Origin of the sequence: Streptomyces sp. PKU-EA00015 (genome assembly GCF_013387495.1) — a bacterium.
Classification (GTDB): Bacteria; Actinomycetota; Actinomycetes; order Streptomycetales; family Streptomycetaceae; genus Streptomyces.
This window is the reverse complement of the sequence record NZ_JABZEE010000035.1, coordinates 44,782-63,324: the sequence shown is the minus strand read 5'-3', so window position 1 is coordinate 63,324 and position 18,543 is coordinate 44,782. Positions and strand designations below refer to the sequence as shown.

Genomic DNA, 18,543 nt, shown 5'->3' with positions numbered 1-18,543 from the left:
CCTGGCCCGTCCCCGGAACCCGCCCGCGCAGGCCGGTCCGTTTCCCCGAACCGGACACGACGCCGAAGCGGCAGGTACAGTGCCAGGATCAGCAAACCGCATGGTGAGGCCCTTGTGTTGACGCAGACCACCACCCGGGTCCTCGACCCCGGCGAACTCGGCGCAGCGCTCGCCATCCTCGAGAGCGATCCCGTGACGAATGCTTTCGTCACTGCCCGGGTCCAGGTAGCCGGTCTCGATCCCTGGCGCCTCGGCGGCGAGATGTGGGGCTGGTACGCGGACGGGCAGCTGCGCTCCCTGTGCTACTCCGGCGCCAACCTCGTCCCGGTCTGCGCCACGCCCGAAGCAGTGCGCGCCTTCGCCGACCGGGCCCGCAGGACCGGACGCCGCTGCTCGTCCATCGTGGGCCCCGCCGAACCGACCGCCGCGCTGTGGCGCCTGCTCGAACCGAGCTGGGGCCCCGCCAGGGACGTACGCGCCCATCAGCCGCTGATGGTCACCGAGACGATCCCCGACGACATCGAGCCCGACCCGTACGTCCGCCGTATCCGCAAGGACGAGATGGACGTGATCATGCCGGCGTGCGTGGCGATGTTCACCGAGGAGGTCGGCGTCTCCCCGCTCGCCGGTGACGGCGGCCTGCTCTACCAGGCCCGCGTCGCCGAACTCGTCGGCACGGGACGGGCTTTCGCGCGCATCGAGGACGGCAAGGTCGTCTTCAAGGCCGAGATCGGCGCCGCGACCGCCAAGGCCTGCCAGATCCAGGGCGTCTGGGTCGCGCCCGAGTACCGCGGCCGCGGACTGTCCGAGACGGGCATGGCGGCCGTCCTGCGCTACGCCCTCGCGGATGTCTCGCCGATCGTGAGCCTGTACGTCAACGACTACAACACCGCCGCCCGGGCGGCCTACCGCAGGGTCGGCTTCCGCGAGGTCGGCGCCTTCATGAGCGTGCTGTTCTGAACGGCGTGCGCGGCCAGTAGGGTGCGGCCATGGCAGCAGATCCCGGCGTCGTCATCGGCCCGCTCGACCTGGCGGCACGGGTCGACGAGGCACTCGCCGTCCAGGCACTGGCCTTCGGGCTCAGCGACGAAGAGATCGACATCCGCCGCTACATCGTGCTGCGGCACCTGACCAGCCCGGGCGCGCGCGCCCTCGGCGCCACCACCGGGGACGACCGGCTCGTCGGCTTCGTCTACGGCATGCCGAACGACCGCGGCCACTGGTGGTCCACCGTCGTCGAGCCGTACCTGCGCCGCAACGGCAGCGAGGACTGGCTCGACGACGCCTTCGTCATCACCGAACTGCACGTCCACCCGGGCTTCCAGGCCCGTGGGATCGGCCGCGCGCTGATCACCACCCTGACGGACGGAGCCGACCAGCCGCGCTCCATCCTGTCCGCCATCGACACCGAGAGCCCCGCCCGCCGCCTCTATCGCAGGCTCGGCTACCGGGACCTCGCCGAGCGCGTCCTGTTCCCGAGCGCGCCCAGTCCGTACGTGGTGATGGGCGCCCCGCTGCCGCTGCTGCGCGGCAACTGATTTCCGCCTGCCGGTGCCGCCCGGCTAACCTCCTGCACACCACACGTTCCGAGCAGGAGTTCACCATGGCCCAGGTCCAGCGCATGTCCCGTCTGATGGTCAAGACACTGCGCGACGACCCGGCGGACGCCGAGACGCTCAGCCACAAGCTCCTCGTCCGTGCCGGTTACGTCCGCCGCAACGCCGCGGGCATCTGGTCCTGGCTGCCCCTCGGCAAGCGCGTCCTGGAGAACGTCGCCCGCGTCGTGCGCGAGGAGATGGACGCCATCGGCGCCCAGGAGGTCCTGCTCCCGGCCGTGCTGCCCAAGGAGCCGTACGAGGCGACGGGCCGCTGGGAGGAGTACGGCGCCGAGCTGTTCCGCCTCAAGGACCGCAAGGGCGCCGACTACCTCCTCGGCCCCACCCACGAGGAGATCTTCACCCAGCTGGTCAAGGACCAGTGCACGTCCTACAAGGACCTGCCGGTGATCCTCTACCAGATCCAGACGAAGTACCGCGACGAGGCGCGTCCCCGCTCCGGCATCCTGCGCGGCCGCGAGTTCCTGATGAAGGACTCGTACTCCTTCGACACCTCCGACGAGGGCCTCGCCGAGTCCTACGCCCTGCACCGCGAGGCGTACGTGAAGATCTTCGAGCGGCTCGGCCTGCAGCACAAGATCGTCTCCGCGGTCTCGGGAGCGATGGGCGGCTCGGCGTCCGAGGAGTTCCTCGCACCCGCCGCGGCCGGTGAGGACACCTTCGTCTACTGCCCGTCCTGCGACTACGCCGCCAACACCGAGGCGGTCACTTTCGTGCCGGCGCCCGCCGACGGTTCGGAGCACGGCCCGGTCGAGGAGCTGGACACCCCCGACACCCCGACGATCGAGACCCTCGCCGAGTACCTGGGCGTCCCGGCGTCGGCCACCCTCAAGAACCTCCTCGTCAAGGTCGACGGCGAGATCGTCGCGGTCGGCGTCCCCGGCGACCGCGAGGTCGACCTCGGCAAGCTCGGCGACCACCTGGCGCCCGCGACCGTCGAGCTGGTCACCGCCGACGACTTCGTGGGCCGCCCGGACCTGGTCCGCGGCTACGTCGGCCCGCAGGGCCTGGAGAAGGTCCGCTACATCGCCGACCCGCGCGTCGCGCCCGGCACCGCCTGGATCACCGGGGCGAACAAGCACGGCTTCCACGCGAAGAACGTCGTCGCCGGCCGTGACTTCGAGGTCGACGAGTACCTGGACGTCGTCGTGGTCGAGGAGGGCGACCCCTGCCCGAAGTGCTCCACCGGCCTGAAGCTGGACCGCGCGATCGAGATCGGTCACATCTTCCAGCTGGGCCGCAAGTACGCCGACGCCTTCCAGCTCGACGTGCTCGGCCAGAACGGCAAGCCGGTCCGCGTGACCATGGGCTCGTACGGCATCGGCGTCTCGCGCGCGGTGGCGGCCCTCGCCGAGCAGACGGCCGACGAGCAGGGCCTGTGCTGGCCCCGCGAGATCGCGCCCGCCGACGTGCACGTCGTCGCGGCCGGCAAGGCACTGCAGACGGAGCTGGCCCTGGACGTCGCGCAGCAGCTGGGCGATGCCGGCCTGCGCGTGCTGGTCGACGACCGGGCGGGCGTGTCGCCGGGCGTGAAGTTCACGGACGCGGAGCTGATCGGCGTCCCGAAGATCCTCGTGGCGGGCCGCCGTGCCGGCGAGGGCGTGGTGGAACTGAAGGACCGCCGCACGGGCGAGCGCGAGGAACTCCCGGTCGCGGAAGCGGTGGCACGCCTGCGGGCGTGACGCGTGTCCCGGGGGCCCTGCCCCCGGGCTCTCCCCCGCGAGCCCCGCGCTTCGATCGTCGGCGGGGCGTCTTGTGCGCGGCGCGTCGGTTGGGCCGCCGTGAGCCTGCGCATCTGCCGTCGGTGGGGGCCCTGCGACGCAGCGCGCCCGTTAGGGCTGCGCGGGCCCCGTGCCTCGATTGGCGGCGGGGCGTCTTGTGCGCGGCGCGCCCGTTCGGGTTGCGCCGCAAGCCTCGCGTCTCTGTCGCGGTCGGGCTCCGTGCGACGCAGCGCGCCCGTCCGGGCTGCGTCCCAAGCTCCGCGCCTCTGACGCGGGCGGGGCTCGATGTGCCCCGGCGTCCCCTTTGGGTTCGCCCCGGCCCCCGCCTCGATCGCCGACGAGGCCGGATTTCGCCGCGCGAGACATCAGCCCGTCCGGGAGCTCCCGAGGACACCGCGCCAAACGCGGTGACGGGGCCGGGGCGGAGCCCCGGTTGCGGGGAAGGGCGGGGAGGGGGAAGCCGCCGCTACAGCCAGCTCGCGAACTCCAGCGCCAGCTCGCCCTCCGCCCTGCGGCCCGATGCCACCGCGCGGGTGCCCGACTCGACCGCGCGGAACAGCGTCCAGCCCCGCAGCCGGTCTCGGTCCACCTCCAGCGAGTCCGCCAGCCTGTTCACCCGGCGACGGGCCGACGACGCGCCCGCGGCCGCGGCCACCAGGTCTTCGACGCGGTCGCGGACGAGGCGCGCCAGGTCGTAGGCGCGTTCGCCGACCACCGGCTCCGGCCCCACCGCGAGCCACGGCGCCCGGTCACCCGCCAGCACCTTGCCCTGGCGGAAGTTGCCGTGGAGCAGCAGGAGTTCGGGCGCCGACGCCGCCAGTTCCTCACGCACCGCGAGCGCCGCCGCGACCAGCGGATCGTCGGCCGCGCGCGCCCGCATCGCCTCCGCCTGCCGCTCCGTGCGCTCGGCCACCGTCTCGAAACCGTGTCCCGCGGGTGGCTCGACCCACAGCCGCCGAACCGTTCCGGCAGCCTCCAGCAGCGCCTTCGCCTCGGGCAGGGACCGCAGGGAGACATCGGGCTGCAGCCGCTCCATGAGCAGGCCGTGCCCCTCCTCGTCCAGCAGGCGCACCGCTCCCCACCCGTTCCAGTGCGCCAGCGCCGCCCGCTCCAGTGCCGGCGCGGCGGCGGGCGGGGCCAGCTTCAGCGCGGCGGGCGTGCCGTCGGAACGGCGCACGAGAAGGACGAGACCGCTCCGGCCGCCCGGCACCACCACCCGTTCGACGTCCAGCTTCCGCCGGTCCACCGCCTCCCGGGCGGTCCGGTGCAGGCGCCCGAGCCACTCGTCGTTCTCCCCGAGTGCCCGGACCAGCCGCTGCGGCGGTTCGAGAGCCATACGTGGTGCGTTCCCTTTCCGGTTCAGCCGATTGCAGGTGAGGTCAGCCGCTTCGGCCGGCGGCCCGCTCGGCGAGCCCAGGAAAGGCTACGCCGCTGCCGCGCCAGCGCACGGCACGGACCGCCGCCTCGCGCAGTGCCGCCGCGGCCTCCAGCCGCAGCGGTCCGTCCGCCGCCCGCACGAGGTCGGAGCACACGCCCGCGACCCGCTCCTCCAGTTCGGCCGCGAGCCGGACCGCCGCCGCGGAGTCCGGCACGGCGAAGGGCAGGGTGTAGGCGGCCGCGGCGACGACCGGTTCCGCGCCGAGGTCGCGTGCCGTGCGCGTGAGCGCGTCCCGGCGGGCCCGGTGCGCCGCATGGGCGGCGGCGGCCTCGTGGGCGCGGTCGTCGTCGATGCGGCCGCCGACGACCCCGTATCCGTAGACCGCCGCGTGCTCCGCCGCGAGCGCGGCCTGTACGGCGTCCACCGTGCTCATCGCGCGTCCCCCTTCGTCAGCAAGTACGCATGGGCCGCTCCGGCGGCGGCGACCGAGGCCAGCAGCCGGGCCAGCTCCGGTTCCGCGTCCGTCAGCGACGCCGTGTGCGCGTCGGACGTGCGCCGCTCGGCCGCGGCGAGCGACTTGAGGGCGGTGGCGGGATCGTCCGTGGCCGGCCCGCCGGCCACGACGGACCCGCTCCCCGAGGGCGACGGCGACACCGGCGCGGCGGGCGCCGGCTTCCCGCCGGCGAGGGCCGCCACATGCACGGCCACGTCCGCGCGCAGCGGCGTCAGCCGCCCGGCGAGCGCGGGATGGCGGGCGATCACGGCGTCGTATTCGTCCAGCAGCGCCTGGCTCCGGGCCGCGAGCCGCCGGCGCAGGGCCTTCTCGGCCCGTGCCGGATCGGCGGCCCGGGGGCGGGAAGGCCGCTCCTGGGCGGCATCGCCCGAACAGGCGGTCACCATCGCGGCGGCGGCCGCACCCGTCGCCAGCAGCGCACGTCGCCGCGTCGTCCCGGTGCGCCCCACGCCTGTCTCCTCGGCCTTCTCGGTGATCATCGCCGCAGGCGAGCGTACCCGTGGGTCCGGCGCCCGTGGACGGCAACACCCTCCGGGACCGGATACCCTTTCCTTCGACACGCGACGATCCCACAACAGCACACGCGGCCGAGGAGTCACCCGGATGAGCACCACCCAGAGCGAGCGGCTGCGCGGGCTGCTGGAGCCGCTCGTCACCGCCGCCGGCCTGGATCTGGAAGAGATCGAGGTCTCGCGGGCCGGCCGGCGCCGCACACTGAGGATCATCGTCGACTCCGACGACGGCGTGGAGCTGGACGCCTGCGCCGAGCTGAGCCGCTCCCTCTCCGAGAAGCTCGACGAGACGGACGCGATGGGCGAGGGCGAGTACGTCCTCGAAGTCAGCTCTCCCGGTGCCGACCGCCCCCTGACACAGCACCGCCACTACGTGCGCGCCACCGGCCGCCTGGTCAAGCTGCAGCTGACCGCCCAAGGGGCAGAGGGTGCCGGGGAACTGGTCGCCCGCATCCTCACCGTGGACGACGAAGGGCTCGACCTCGAGATCCCGGGCGTGAAGGGGCGCAAGCCCACCGCCCGCCGGGTCGCGTTCGACGAGATCGCCAAGGCGCGCGTCGAGATCGAGTTCAGCCGCAAGGACAAGCAGGACGTGAAGGACGAGAAGGAAGAGGAGGCGTAGCCGTGGACATCGACGTGAAGCTCCTGAGGGGCTTGGCACAGGAGAAGGAGATCGCCTTCGACCTGCTGGTCGAGGCCATCGAATCGGCCCTCCTCATCGCGTACCACCGCACCGAGGGCAGCCGCCGGCACGCCCGTGTGGTGCTCAGCCGGGACACCGGCCATGTGACGGTGTGGGCGAAGGAGGACCCGTCCGATCTGGAGGAGGGCCAGGAGCCCAAGGAGTTCGACGACACCCCGTCGGACTTCGGCCGGATCGCCGCGAGCACCGCCCGCCAGGTCATCCAGCAGCGGCTGCGGGACGCGGAGAACGACGTCACCTTCGGCGAGTACGCCCGCCGTGAGGGCGATGTCGTCGCGGGCCAGGTGCAGCAGGGCAAGGACCCGAAGAACGTCCTCGTCAAGCTGGACGACAAGCTCGAGGCGATCCTTCCGGTGCAGGAGCAGGTGCCGGGCGAGGAGTACACCCACGGCCTGCGGCTGCGCACCTACGTGGTCCGGGTGGCCAAGGGTGTGCGCGGCCCGTCCGTGACGCTGTCGCGCACCCACCCCAACCTGGTGAAGAAGCTGTTCGCGCTGGAGGTCCCGGAGATCGCCGACGGCAGCGTCGAGATCGCGGCGATCGCCCGCGAGGCCGGTCACCGCACCAAGATCGCGGTCCGCTCCACCCGCTCGGGTCTGAACGCCAAGGGCGCCTGCATCGGCCCGATGGGCGGCCGGGTGCGCAATGTGATGGCCGAGCTGCACGGCGAGAAGATCGACATCGTGGACTGGTCGGACGACCCGGCCGAGATGGTGGCGAACGCGCTGTCGCCCGCCCGGGTGAGCAAGGTGGAGGTCGTCGACCTCGGCGCCCGCTCCGCCCGCGTCACCGTTCCGGACTACCAGCTGTCGCTGGCTATCGGCAAGGAAGGGCAGAACGCCCGCCTCGCCGCGCGCCTGACCGGCTGGCGCATCGACATCCGCCCCGACACGGAGCACGCCTCCGACCAGGGCTGAGGAATGAATCGGCGTGAAGCCCCGTTGGCATGAGCCGGGGGGTCACGCGGATCAGGACAACATCCGTTCGATTTTTGCCCCAAAGGGGTGAGGTCGGTGCGGGGAGGTAGACTTAAGCGTGTCTGGCCGGACGCATGCCCGCGTGTGCCCTGAGCGAACCTGTGTGGGATGCCGGGAGCGAGCGGCCAAGACCGATCTGCTGCGCATCGTGGTGATCGAGGACGAGTGCGTCCCCGATGATCGCGGTACGCTGCCCGGCCGGGGTGCGTACGTGCACCCCGCCTTGGTCTGTCTCGACCTGGCGGTTCGCCGCCGGGCGTTCCCGAGGGCCTTCCGGGTCAAGGGACCGCTGGAGACCGCCGACGTCCGGCGGTATGTCGAGCAGGCAGCACCGTAAGAAGAAGTACGGCACGGAACACCGTGCGGTCAGGTACCTCGCGAGTTGGAAGTAGGTCGAGATTGCGATGAGCACTCGATGAGTACGCGATGAGTACGCCCATGAAGTAGCGACGGTCCGGCGGTAACCCGGACCTAAAAGGAGCGAAGTGGCTAAGGTCCGGGTATACGAACTCGCCAAGGAGTTCGGCGTGGAGAGCAAGGTCGTCATGGCCAAGCTCCAAGAACTCGGTGAATTCGTCCGTTCGGCGTCCTCGACGATCGAGGCGCCGGTTGTACGCAAACTGACTGACGCGCTGCAGGGGCCCGGTGGCAACGCCGGCAAGACCGCAGCCAAGCCCGGCGCGCCCCGCAAGGCGTCGCCGGCCAAGCCCGCCGCGCCATCCCCGGCGCAGGCGGCACGTCCCGCTGCCCCGAGGCCCGGCGCCCCGGCCCCCAAGGCGGCACCGGCGAGCAGCACCCCCTCCGCGGCCCCGACCCCGGGCCCGCGTCCGACTCCGGGTCCCAAGCCCGCACCGGCCAAGCCCGCTCCGGCGGCTCCGGTGCCCGCTGCCGAGTTCTCGGCTCCGGCCCCGGCACAGCCCAGCACCCCGCAGGCCCCGCGCCCCACGGGTGCGACCCCCGGGCCCCGTCCTGCCCGCCCGGCTCCGGCCGGCGGCCAGCGTGACGGCGGCCGCGGCGGCGAGCGTCCGGCACGTCCGGCCGGCGGCGCCGGCGGGACGCGACCGGGTGCCCGTCCGGCCGGTCCCCGTCCGGGCAACAACCCCTTCACCTCCGGTGGCTCCACCGGCATGGCGCGCCCGCAGGCGCCCCGTCCGGGTGGTGCCCCGCGTCCTGGCGGCGGTGCCGTTCCGGGCGCTCCGCGTCCGCAGGGTGGCCCCGGCGGCGCTCCGCGTCCGCAGGGCCAGGGCGGTGCCCGTCCCACTCCGGGCGGCATGCCGCGTCCGCAGGCTCCCCGCCCCGGCGGCGGCCCTGCCGGCAACCGTCCCAACCCGGGCATGATGCCGCAGCGTCCCGCTGCCGGCCCGCGTCCCGGCCCCGGCGGTGGCGGCGGCGGCGGTCGTGGTCCCGGCGGTGCCGGTCGTCCCGGCGGCGCCGGCCGTCCGGCAGGCGGCGGCTTCGCCGGCCGTCCCGGTGGCGGCGGTGGCGGCGGTCGTCCCGGTGGCGGCGGCGGTTTCGCCGGTCGTCCCGGTGGCGGCGGCCCCGGTGGTGGCGGCGGCTTCGGCGGCGGTCGTCCCGGCTTCGGCGGACGTCCGGGCGGTCCCGGCGGCCGTGGTGGCACGCAGGGCGCCTTCGGCCGTCCCGGCGGCCCGGCGCGCCGTGGCCGCAAGTCGAAGCGGCAGAGGCGCCAGGAGTACGAGGCCATGCAGGCCCCGTCGGTCGGCGGTGTGATGCTGCCTCGCGGCAACGGCGAGGCCATTCGCCTGTCGCGCGGTGCGTCGCTCACCGACTTCGCGGAGAAGATCAACGCCAACCCGGCGTCGCTCGTCGCGGTCATGATGAACCTCGGCGAGATGGTCACGGCCACGCAGTCCGTCTCCGACGAGACGCTGCAGCTCCTCGGTGACGAGATGAACTACACCGTTCAGATCGTCAGCCCGGAGGAGGAGGACCGTGAGCTGCTCGAGTCCTTCGACATCGAGTTCGGCGAGGACGAGGGCGGCGACGAGGCTCTGGTCTCGCGTCCGCCGGTGGTGACCGTCATGGGTCACGTCGACCACGGCAAGACCCGACTGCTGGACGCGATCCGCAAGACGAACGTCGTTGCGGGCGAGGCCGGCGGTATCACGCAGCACATCGGTGCGTACCAGGTCGCCACCGAGGTCAACGGCGAAGAGCGTGCGATCACCTTCATCGACACCCCGGGTCACGAGGCGTTCACCGCCATGCGTGCCCGTGGTGCGAAGTCCACCGACATCGCGATCCTCGTGGTCGCGGCCAACGACGGTGTGATGCCCCAGACGATCGAGGCGCTGAACCACGCCAAGGCGGCCGACGTGCCGATCGTGGTCGCGGTCAACAAGATCGACGTCGAGGGCGCGGACCCGACGAAGGTGCGCGGCCAGCTCACCGAGTTCGGTCTGGTGGCCGAGGAGTACGGCGGCGACACCATGTTCGTCGACATCTCCGCCAAGCAGGGTCTGCACATCGACTCCCTGCTGGAGGCCGTGGTCCTCACCGCGGACGCCTCGCTCGACCTGCGGGCCAACCCCGTCCAGGACGCGCAGGGCATCGCGATCGAGGCCCACCTGGACAAGGGCCGCGGCGCCGTCGCGACCGTCCTGGTCCAGCGAGGCACGTTGCGTGTCGGCGACACGATGGTCGCCGGTGACGCGTACGGCCGTGTCCGCGCGATGCTCGACGACAAGGGCGAGAACGTGGAGGAGGCGGGTCCCTCGACCCCCGTCCTCGTGCTCGGTCTCACCAACGTCCCGGGCGCCGGCGACAACTTCCTGGTCGTCGACGAGGACCGCACGGCCCGTCAGATCGCCGAGAAGCGTGCCGCCCGTGAGCGCAACGCCGCGTTCGCCAAGCGCACCCGCCGGGTGTCCCTCGAGGACCTCGACAAGGTACTCAAGGCGGGCGAGGTCCAGCAGCTCAACCTCATCATCAAGGGCGACGCGTCCGGTTCGGTGGAGGCTCTCGAGTCCTCCCTGCTCCAGCTCGACGTCGGCGAAGAGGTCGACATCCGCGTGCTGCACCGCGGCGTGGGTGCGGTCACCGAGTCGGACATCGACCTGGCGATGGGCTCCGACGCCATCGTCATCGGCTTCAACGTCCGCGCGGCCGGCCGTGCCTCGCAGATGGCGGAGCGCGAGGGCGTCGACGTCCGGTACTACTCGGTGATCTACCAGGCCATCGAGGAGATCGAGGCGGCCCTCAAGGGCATGCTCAAGCCGGAGTACGAAGAGGTCGAGCTCGGTACGGCGGAGATCCGCGAGGTCTTCCGCTCGTCCAAGCTGGGCAACATCGCGGGTGTGCTCATCCGCTCCGGCGAGGTCAAGCGCAACACCAAGGCCCGGCTCATCCGCGACGGCAAGGTCATCGCGGAGAACCTCAACATCGAGGGCCTGCGTCGCTTCAAGGACGACGTCACCGAGATCCGCGAAGGCTTCGAGGGCGGTATCAACCTCGGAAACTTCAACGACATCAAGGTCGACGACGTCATCGCGACGTACGAGATGCGCGAGAAGCCGCGCGGCTGACACAGCTCGGCTGCGCAGCCTTTCCGGGGCCGGTCGGCGGAACAAACTCCGTCGATCGGCCCCGGCCGTTGCGTGTACGGTTTGGAGGTCCCTGCCAAGCGCTGGCAGGCGTCATGAACCCGAACCGGCGGGACATCCGGTCACACACATGTATGTGGGGACGCTGTCCTTCGATCTGCTTCTCGGCGACGTACGGTCGCTGAAGGAGAAGCGCTCCGTGGTCCGCCCGATCGTCGCCGAACTCCAGCGGAAGTACCCGGTGAGCGTGGCCGAGGTGGGCGGCCAGGACCTCCACCGGCGGGCCGAGATCGGCCTCGCGGTGGTGTCCGGCGACACGGGACATCTCGCAGACGTACTGGACCGGTGCGAGCGCCTCGTCGCCGCCCGGCCCGAGGTGGAGCTGCTGTCGGTTAGACGCAGACTCCACAGCGACGAAGACTGAATGAGCAAGGCACAGCAGGAAAGGGAGAAGGACCAGTGGCCGACAACGCGCGGGCGAAGAAACTGGCAGACCTCATCCGGGAGGTGGTCGCCGAGAAGCTGCAGCGCGGCATCAAGGACCCCCGGCTGGGATCGAACGTGACCATCACGGACACCCGCGTCACCGGTGACCTTCGGGAGGCCACGGTCTTCTACACGGTCTACGGCGACGACGAGGACAGGGCCAGCGCGGCGGCCGGACTGCAGAGTGCCAAGGGCATCCTGCGCTCGGCGGTCGGCGCGGCGGCGGGGACGAAGTTCACGCCGACCCTGACGTTCGTGGCCGACGCCCTCCCGGAGAACGCGAAGACGATCGAGGACCTCCTCGACAAGGCGCGGGCCTCGGACGCCAAGGTGCGCGAGGCGTCCTCGGGTGCCATGTACGCCGGCGAGGCCGACCCGTACCGCAAGCCCGAGGACGAAGCCTCGGAATGACAGAGCACATCCGGACGCCCGACGGACTTGTCATCGTCGACAAGCCGTCGGGCTTCACTTCGCACGACGTCGTCGCCAAGATGCGCGGGATCGCGAGAACCCGGCGCGTCGGACACGCGGGGACGCTCGACCCCATGGCCACCGGGGTGCTCGTTCTCGGCGTCGAGAAGGCCACCAAGCTCCTCGGCCACCTCGCGCTGACGGAGAAGGAGTACCTCGGCACCATCCGGCTCGGGCAGAACACCGTCACGGACGACGCGGAGGGCGAGATCACGTCCACCGCCGACGCCTCCGGGATCACCCGTGAGGCGATCGACGCGGGCGTCGCCGAACTGACCGGCGACATCATGCAGGTACCGTCCAAGGTCAGCGCCATCAAGATCGACGGCAAGCGGTCGTACGCGCGCGTGCGCGGCGGCGAGGAGTTCGACATCCCGGCCCGGCCGGTGACCGTCTCCTCGTTCCAGGTGTACGACGTGCGGGAGGCGACCACCGAGGACGGCCTGACCGTCGTCGACCTCGTCGTCTCCGTGGTCTGCTCCTCCGGCACCTACATCCGGGCGCTCGCCCGCGACCTCGGCGCCTCGCTCGGGGTCGGCGGTCACCTCACCGCGCTGCGCCGGACCCGGGTCGGCCCCTACGGGATCGACGCGGCGAAGACGCTCGACCAGCTCCAGCAGGAGCTGACGGTGATGCCGATCGCCGAAGCCGCCGCGGCCGCCTTCCCCCGCTGGGACGTGGACGAGCGGCGGGCGAAGCTGCTGGCCAACGGGGTGCGGCTGGACATGCCGGCCCACGACCGGTCGCCGGTCGCGGTCTTCGGCCCCGGCGGGCGCTTCCTGGCGCTGGTCGAGGAGCAGAAGGGCAAGGCCAAGAGCCTCGCCGTCTTCGCCTGACCCCGAGGACCCGGGACGCCTCGTGGCACGGGCGGTGACTCCGCCCGTGCCACGACCCCCCCTCGCTTCCCCCACCCACAGGCTGTCCGCTGTAACGCCCGGATTCACCTCATCGGGCAGGCGCTCGGAGTATCTGGCGGCGCACTCGGGGGCGCTTTCGTGACGCGGACTCCTGCGCTGATCATCGGCGATCTAGCGTCGACCGCATGGAACGCGGCAGTACGGCAACGTTGGTACGGATCTGCGATCGGGCCGGGCGGCCGCTGGGCACCGGTTTCGTCGCCGACGACTCGGGCACCGTCGTCACCGGTCAGGAGGCCGTCGACGGACACGACGCCCTGCTCGTCAGGGCACCCGGCGGCCGCGAGAGCACCGCACAGGCGGACGCCGTCACCCGCCTCCCGGGCCTCGGTGTCGCCCTGATCCGCACCCGCGGACTTGCCGTGCCCCCGCTGCCCATCGGCGCACGGGACCACGTCGCGCGCGGGACGTACGTACGACTCCTCGCCGGCGGCTGGCGCGAGGCCAGGGTTCTCGGCAGGGCCCACGGAGTCCCGGACCCCGGAGCCGTGGAGCTGGCCATGGGGACGGACGGCAGCGACGCGCTCCGCCGCGGCCGGTCGGCCGTCGGAGGACCCGTGCTCGACGCGGCCACCGGCGCCGTCCTCGGCGTCCTCGGCGCGCCCCCGCCGCCCGGACAGCGCGCGGCGGCGGTCGTCCGGCCCCTGCGCCCCGGCCCCCCGGACGGTCCGCTCGCCGCGCTGCTGAGGCGCAACGCCGCCACCGTGCCCGCCTACGGCGACGACCTCAACCTCGCAGCCGTCCTCGAACTCGCCGCCGTCTCCTGCGGGCCCACCGCAGGCCCCGGCGCCTGGCCCGGTCCGGTCGAACGGCCCGAAGCGGCCGCCCAGTTGGCTGCCTTCACCCGGTCCGCGCCCGGGGTGCTGGGGCTCGTCGGCGCACCCGGCACGGGACGCACCACGGAACTGTCGGCGCTCGCCGCACGGCGCGCGGACGGCCCCCACCCCGCTCCCACCCTGTGGCTGCGCGGCGCGGACCTGCACCCCGACGACACGTCCCTCGCCGACGCGATGGCCCGCGCGCTGCGCCGCGCGGCACGCATCCGGGCCGCCGCCGAGGGGACCGACGACCTCGCGGGCGTCACCCCGCGACGTGTGGCGCACCTGTCCCGCGCGGCCGGCCGCCCCCTCCTGGTCGTCCTCGACGGCCCCGAGGAGATGCCCCCCGCCCTGGCGCACCGGCTCGCGCACTGGGCCCCGGCCACCGCCGCCTGGCTGGCCGACCACTCCGTGCACCTGGTCGTCGGCTGCGGCCCCGAGCACTGGGAACAGGCCGCGGAGCTGTACCGGCCGTCCGCCGCCCACGCCCGCACGGCGCGCCCCGTCGTACGGATCGGGGACCTCGGACCGGAACAGGCGCGCCTGATGCGGGAGCGGTACGGCCTGCCCGAGCACGCCCTCGCCGATCGCGACGCAGGCCATCCGCTCGCACTGCGCCTGCTCGCCGAGGTGCGCAGGGCCCTGCCCGACGGGGCTGCGGGCAGCCCGGGACGCGAGGACGTCTTCGCCGCCTGGCTGGACCTGCTGTGCCTGCGCATCGCGGTCCGGGTCGCCGCGGCGACGGCACCGCCCCCGCGCGGCACCGCCGTGCGGCGGCTCGCCGCCCGGGTGGCCGGCCGCGTGCACGAGGCGGCACGGCGCTGCGTGGGCCCCGGGCAGGGCGAACTGGACCGCCGGTCCTTCGAGGAGCTCTTCCCCTGGGCGTCCGGCTGGGCACCGGCCGTGCTCACCGAGGGGCTGCTCGTCCCGGCCGGCGGGGGCTACCGTTTCGCCCACGAGGAGTTCGCCGACTGGATCCAGGGCGCCCATCTGGACCTCGGCACCGCGCTCCGCACGCTCGTGCACGGCCGCGCCCTGCCAGCCGACGCGGCGCCGGCCGTGCCGCGCCACCGCAGCGGCCCCCTCGTGCAGGCCCTGCTGCTCCTCGCCCGGCAGCGCGGCCACGGCCGGCTCGTCACCGAACTGACCGCCCTCGTCGGCGCGTTGGACCGCACCGACGCGTCGCAGGAGGACCGGGACGCCCGCTGGTGGGCGGTGCGCCTGCTCACCGAGGTGCTGCACCGCGTGCCGGACGCCGAGCCGTACGTCGGCGTGCTGCGGCTGCTCGCCCGGCGCGTCGTCGCCGTGCCCGCCGACCGGAAGGACTTCGGGCCCGCGTTCTGGGCGCGGCTGCCGCTCGGTGAGGCGTCCCGCCTCGACCTGCTGCGCCGCCTCGTCCCCGCCGACCGCGTACCGGGCGCAGGCGCGGCCGCGCCGCGCTTCCTCGACCTGGCCGCGGAGCGACTGGCCGCCGATCCCCGGGCCGTACAGCCATTGGTGTGCCGGTGGTTCACCGACGACACACCGCTCGCCGCGGGGCCGGCCGCGGTCGTGCGGCCCACCGTCTCCGCGGCAGCGCAGGCCCTCCTGTACGCCCGTCGCGGCCAGGACCCCGACGGCCTCGCCGACGCCCTCGTCGACACGGCCCACCCGCGAGCCGCCGAGCTCCTCGCCGTCCTCGCGCACGACGAGCCCGCCGCCTACTGCCGTGCCGTCCACCGGTGGGCCCGCGATCCGCGCCCGGCCCGGCGGGCCGCGGCCGCCAGGCACGCCCGTGCCGCCGATGCCACGATCACCGCCGAGGCCGACCGCGAACTGCTGCGCCGCGCGGCGGGCGCGCTGCTCGCACGCCCCGGACCGCTGAGCGGCCCGGCACTGGCCCTGCTCGTCCGCGACCCCGTCAGCCGGGGCCACCACCTGGACCGGGCGCTGGCCCGCTTCGCGGACGGCGACCCGCAGCTGCCCCCGGCCGCCTTCACCGGTGCCCTCTCCACCCACCCGGCCCCCGTGCTCGCCGCCTTCCGGACCCGGCTCCTGCGGCCCGAGGCCACCGACACGGGCGCCCTGCTGGACGTGCTCGCCCGGGCGACCACTCCCGCCACGGCCCGGCCGGTCGCCGCCCTCGTCTGCGAGTACGTCGACCACCGGCCCGGCGGAGCGCCGCACGCCGCGGCCTACGTCGAGCACCGCCTGGAGCACCGGCCCGTCGACCGCGCCGTCCTCTTCCCCCTCGTCACCCGCCTGCTGCGCGGCCGGCCCGCGCGTGTACGCAGCGCGCTCGCACCCGTACTCGCCGCGCCCGGCAGCCCCGCCTCCCGCCCGCTGCGCGCCGAGCTCCTCGACGTACTGCTGCGTTACGAGCAGTACGAGGCCCGCGACCTGGAGGTGCTCGACGCCGTGCTGCGGGCCGCGGCACTCGGCTGCGGGGCCGCCGACGAGTCCACGACGAGGGCCCTCGTGCACCGCACCGGCCTGCTGCTGGTCCGCAGCCCCGGCGGCGCGGCCTGCCTCGACCGCCGCCTCGTGGAACTCGCCGGGACCGCGCCGCGCTTCGCCGTCGCGCTCAGCCGATGGCTCGCCGAGGACCCGGAGGAATGGGCCCTCGTGGCCGGTCCGCACACATGGGGGACGCTCTGGACGCCCGGCAGCCAGGTGCCGATGCGAAGCGGGGGTCCCGGGCATGGCAGTCTTAGACCTGCGTAATCGTTAATGACGTACACGGGTTCGGGCGAGGAGCGGTCACAGTGCAGCGCTGGCGTGGCTTGGAGGACATCCCCGAGGACTGGGGACGCAGCGTCGTCACCATCGGCTCCTACGACGGGGTGCACCGCGGACACCAGCTGATCATCGGTCGTGCCGTGGAGAAGGCGCGCGAGCTGGGCGTGCCGTCGGTGGTCGTCACCTTCGACCCGCACCCCAGCGAGGTCGTGCGCCCCGGCAGCCACCCGCCGCTGCTGGCGCCTCACCACCGCCGCGCGGAGCTGATGGCGGAGCTGGGCGTGGACGCGGTGCTCATCCTGCCGTTCACCGTCGAGTTCTCGAAGCTGTCGCCCGCCGACTTCATCGTGAAGGTGCTCGTCGACAAGCTGCACGCACGCGCGGTCATCGAGGGCCCGAACTTCCGCTTCGGCCACAAGGCCGCCGGGAACGTCGCCTTCCTCACCGAGCTCGGCGCCACGTACGACTACGAGGTCGAGGTCGTCGACCTGTTCGTGTCCGGCGAGGCGGGCGGCGGCGAGCCGTTCTCCTCGACCCTGACCCGCCGCCTGGTCGCCGAGGGCGACGTGACGGGTGCCGCCGAGATCCTCGGCCGCCCGCACCGCGTCGAGGGCGTCGTGGTCCGCGGCGCGCAGCGCGGGCGCGAGCTCGGCTTCCCCACGGCGAACGTGGAGACCCTTCCCCACACCGCGATCCCGGCGGACGGCGTGTACGCGGGCTGGCTGACGGCGAACGGGGAGCGCATGCCGGCGGCGATCTCCGTCGGCACGAACCCGCAGTTCGACGGCACGGAGCGCACGGTCGAGGCGTACGCGATCGACCGCGTCGGCCTGGACCTGTACGGGCTGCACGTGACGGTGGACTTCCTGGCGTACGTGAGGGGCCAGCAGAAGTTCGACTCGATCGACGCGCTGCTGGTGGCGATGGCGGACGACGTGAAGCGCTGCCGCGAACTGACGGCGGCGTAGGCACACGCTCTCGGGCGTGGCCGTCTCTCGGAGAGGACCGCTCCGCGCACGCGGTGCGCGCCCCAGGGCGTGACCCGCTCCGTACGCGCGGCGCGCGTGCCACGCATCAGGGCCAGGGGCCGCCCGAACCGTATGGCGCCGCGCAGCCGGCGCGGGGGCATCGGGGCGGAGTTCCCGGTCTCGTCGGGCCCGGCCTCAGCCCGACGCCCCCGCCCAGTGGCATGCCACCCCCGCCCCCGCGCTCCCCAGCACCGGCAGGTCCCGGGTGCGGCACAGGTCCGCCACCCCCGCCCGCGCCGCCTCGCCCGAGGACAGGATCTGGCAGCGGGCGTGGAAACGGCATCCGGTGGGGATCCGGGACGGGTCCGGGGGTTCGCCCGTCAGGACCACCGGGGCGTTGCCCGACTCGGGGAGCACCGACAACAGTGCCTGGGTGTACGGGTGGCGGGGCGCCGTCAGCACCTCCTCCACCGGGCCCGCCTCCACGATCCGGCCCAGGTACATCACCGCCACCCGGTCCGCGATGTTCCACGCGAGCCCGAGGTCGTGCGTCACCACCAGCGCGGACAGGCCCAGTTCGTCCCGCAGGCGCAGCAGCAGCGCGAGGATCTCGCCGCGTACGGAGGCGTCCAGCGACGCCACCGGCTCGTCGGCGACGATCAGTTCGGGCTCCAGCGCCAGCGCGCCGGCGATCACCACGCGCTGGCGCTGACCGCCGGACAGTTCGTGCGGGTATCGCAGGAAGAACCGCTCCGGCGGGCGCAGGCCCGCCCGCGACAGCGCCTCGGCGACGGCCGCCCGCTCGTCGCCCGCGTACCCGTGGATGCGCAGGCCCTCGGCGACCGCGTCGTACACGGTGTGCCGCGGGTTGAGCGAACCGCTCGGGTCCTGGAGCACCAGCTGCACCCGCTTGCGGTACCGCTTCAGCGCGCGTGAGGCGTAGTCAAGCGGCTGCCCCCCGAACGTCACCCGCCCCGACGTCGGCGGGACCAGACCGAGCAGCGAGCGGGCGAGGGTGGTCTTGCCGCAGCCGGACTCGCCGACCAGCGCGACGATCTCGCCCGCACCGATGTCGAGATCGACCCCGTCGACCGCCCGCGCGGTGGGGCGACCCCGCCGCCCGGGGAAGGCGACGTGCAGTCCGGCCGCGGACAGCAGGGGAGTGGTGGTCATACTCGGCTCCT

The 18,543-nt window shown here is 73.5% G+C and carries 16 protein-coding genes; 12 read left to right on the top strand and 4 right to left on the bottom strand.

Features of this window, described 5'->3' with window-relative positions; translation table 11 throughout:
- Positions 1–114 precede the first annotated feature (114 nt).
- From HW130_RS21785 to HW130_RS21775, 3 genes are all read left to right on the top strand, one after another.
- Entirely contained in the window at positions 115–960 is an 846-nt protein-coding gene (locus HW130_RS21785; RefSeq protein ID WP_177151350.1) for a GNAT family N-acetyltransferase, read from the top strand.
- Between the two features lie 29 nt (positions 961–989).
- Positions 990–1,538 (top strand): GNAT family N-acetyltransferase, encoded by a 549-nt coding sequence (locus tag HW130_RS21780; protein ID WP_177151349.1) that lies wholly within the window; start codon positions 990–992, stop codon positions 1,536–1,538.
- Between the two features lie 65 nt (positions 1,539–1,603).
- Positions 1,604–3,298, top strand: a complete 1,695-nt coding sequence (locus HW130_RS21775) for a proline--tRNA ligase (protein ID WP_177151348.1) — start codon at positions 1,604–1,606, stop codon at positions 3,296–3,298.
- Positions 3,299–3,803: 505 nt separating this feature from the next.
- Here the strand turns inward: HW130_RS21775 and HW130_RS21770 are convergent.
- Genes HW130_RS21770 through HW130_RS21760 form a run of 3 tightly spaced genes read right to left on the bottom strand, consistent with a single transcriptional unit; the run spans position 3,804 to position 5,708 of the window.
- Positions 3,804–4,673, bottom strand: coding sequence for an aminoglycoside phosphotransferase family protein (locus HW130_RS21770; protein WP_177151347.1), 870 nt, complete (start codon positions 4,671–4,673; stop codon positions 3,804–3,806).
- Positions 4,674–4,716: 43 nt separating this feature from the next.
- The gene (locus HW130_RS21765) at positions 4,717–5,148 is read right to left on the bottom strand and encodes a DUF4439 domain-containing protein (RefSeq protein WP_177151346.1); all 432 of its coding nucleotides are present in this window, start codon (positions 5,146–5,148) and stop codon (positions 4,717–4,719) included.
- Positions 5,145–5,708: a hypothetical protein gene (locus tag HW130_RS21760; protein ID WP_218183825.1), complete on the bottom strand. Its 564-nt coding sequence runs from the start codon at positions 5,706–5,708 to the stop codon at positions 5,145–5,147. Before HW130_RS21760 ends, HW130_RS21765 begins: the two co-directional genes overlap by 4 nt.
- Before the next feature lie 124 nt (positions 5,709–5,832).
- Here HW130_RS21760 and rimP point away from each other — a divergent pair, with 124 nt between their 5' ends.
- From rimP to HW130_RS21715, 9 genes are all read left to right on the top strand, one after another.
- A complete protein-coding gene (rimP, locus tag HW130_RS21755; RefSeq protein WP_177151345.1) occupies positions 5,833–6,363 on the top strand; it encodes a ribosome maturation factor RimP in 531 nt (176 codons plus the stop codon).
- Positions 6,364–6,365: 2 nt separating this feature from the next.
- Positions 6,366–7,361, top strand: coding sequence for a transcription termination factor NusA (gene nusA / locus HW130_RS21750; protein ID WP_177151344.1), 996 nt, complete (start codon positions 6,366–6,368; stop codon positions 7,359–7,361).
- 118 nt (positions 7,362–7,479) lie between these two features.
- The gene (locus tag HW130_RS21745) at positions 7,480–7,758 is read left to right on the top strand and encodes a YlxR family protein (protein ID WP_177151343.1); all 279 of its coding nucleotides are present in this window, start codon (positions 7,480–7,482) and stop codon (positions 7,756–7,758) included.
- Positions 7,759–7,906: 148 nt separating this feature from the next.
- Positions 7,907–10,963: a translation initiation factor IF-2 gene (gene infB / locus HW130_RS36775; RefSeq protein WP_177151342.1), complete on the top strand. Its 3,057-nt coding sequence runs from the start codon at positions 7,907–7,909 to the stop codon at positions 10,961–10,963.
- A gap of 148 nt (positions 10,964–11,111) precedes the next feature.
- The gene (locus tag HW130_RS21735; RefSeq protein ID WP_177151341.1) at positions 11,112–11,405 is read left to right on the top strand and encodes a DUF503 domain-containing protein; all 294 of its coding nucleotides are present in this window, start codon (positions 11,112–11,114) and stop codon (positions 11,403–11,405) included.
- Between the two features lie 35 nt (positions 11,406–11,440).
- Entirely contained in the window at positions 11,441–11,878 is a 438-nt protein-coding gene (rbfA, locus tag HW130_RS21730) for a 30S ribosome-binding factor RbfA (RefSeq protein ID WP_177151340.1), read from the top strand.
- The gene (gene truB / locus HW130_RS21725; protein ID WP_177151339.1) at positions 11,875–12,774 is read left to right on the top strand and encodes a tRNA pseudouridine(55) synthase TruB; all 900 of its coding nucleotides are present in this window, start codon (positions 11,875–11,877) and stop codon (positions 12,772–12,774) included. Before rbfA ends, truB begins: the two co-directional genes overlap by 4 nt.
- A 206-nt stretch (positions 12,775–12,980) precedes the next feature.
- The gene (locus HW130_RS21720) at positions 12,981–16,376 is read left to right on the top strand and encodes a trypsin-like peptidase domain-containing protein (protein ID WP_177151338.1); all 3,396 of its coding nucleotides are present in this window, start codon (positions 12,981–12,983) and stop codon (positions 16,374–16,376) included.
- 41 nt (positions 16,377–16,417) lie between these two features.
- Entirely contained in the window at positions 16,418–17,359 is a 942-nt protein-coding gene (locus HW130_RS21715) for a bifunctional riboflavin kinase/FAD synthetase (RefSeq protein ID WP_177151337.1), read from the top strand.
- Between the two features lie 195 nt (positions 17,360–17,554).
- Here HW130_RS21715 and HW130_RS21710 read toward each other — a convergent pair whose 3' ends face one another.
- A complete protein-coding gene (locus HW130_RS21710; RefSeq protein ID WP_177151336.1) occupies positions 17,555–18,532 on the bottom strand; it encodes an ABC transporter ATP-binding protein in 978 nt (325 codons plus the stop codon).
- Positions 18,533–18,543 lie beyond the last annotated feature (11 nt).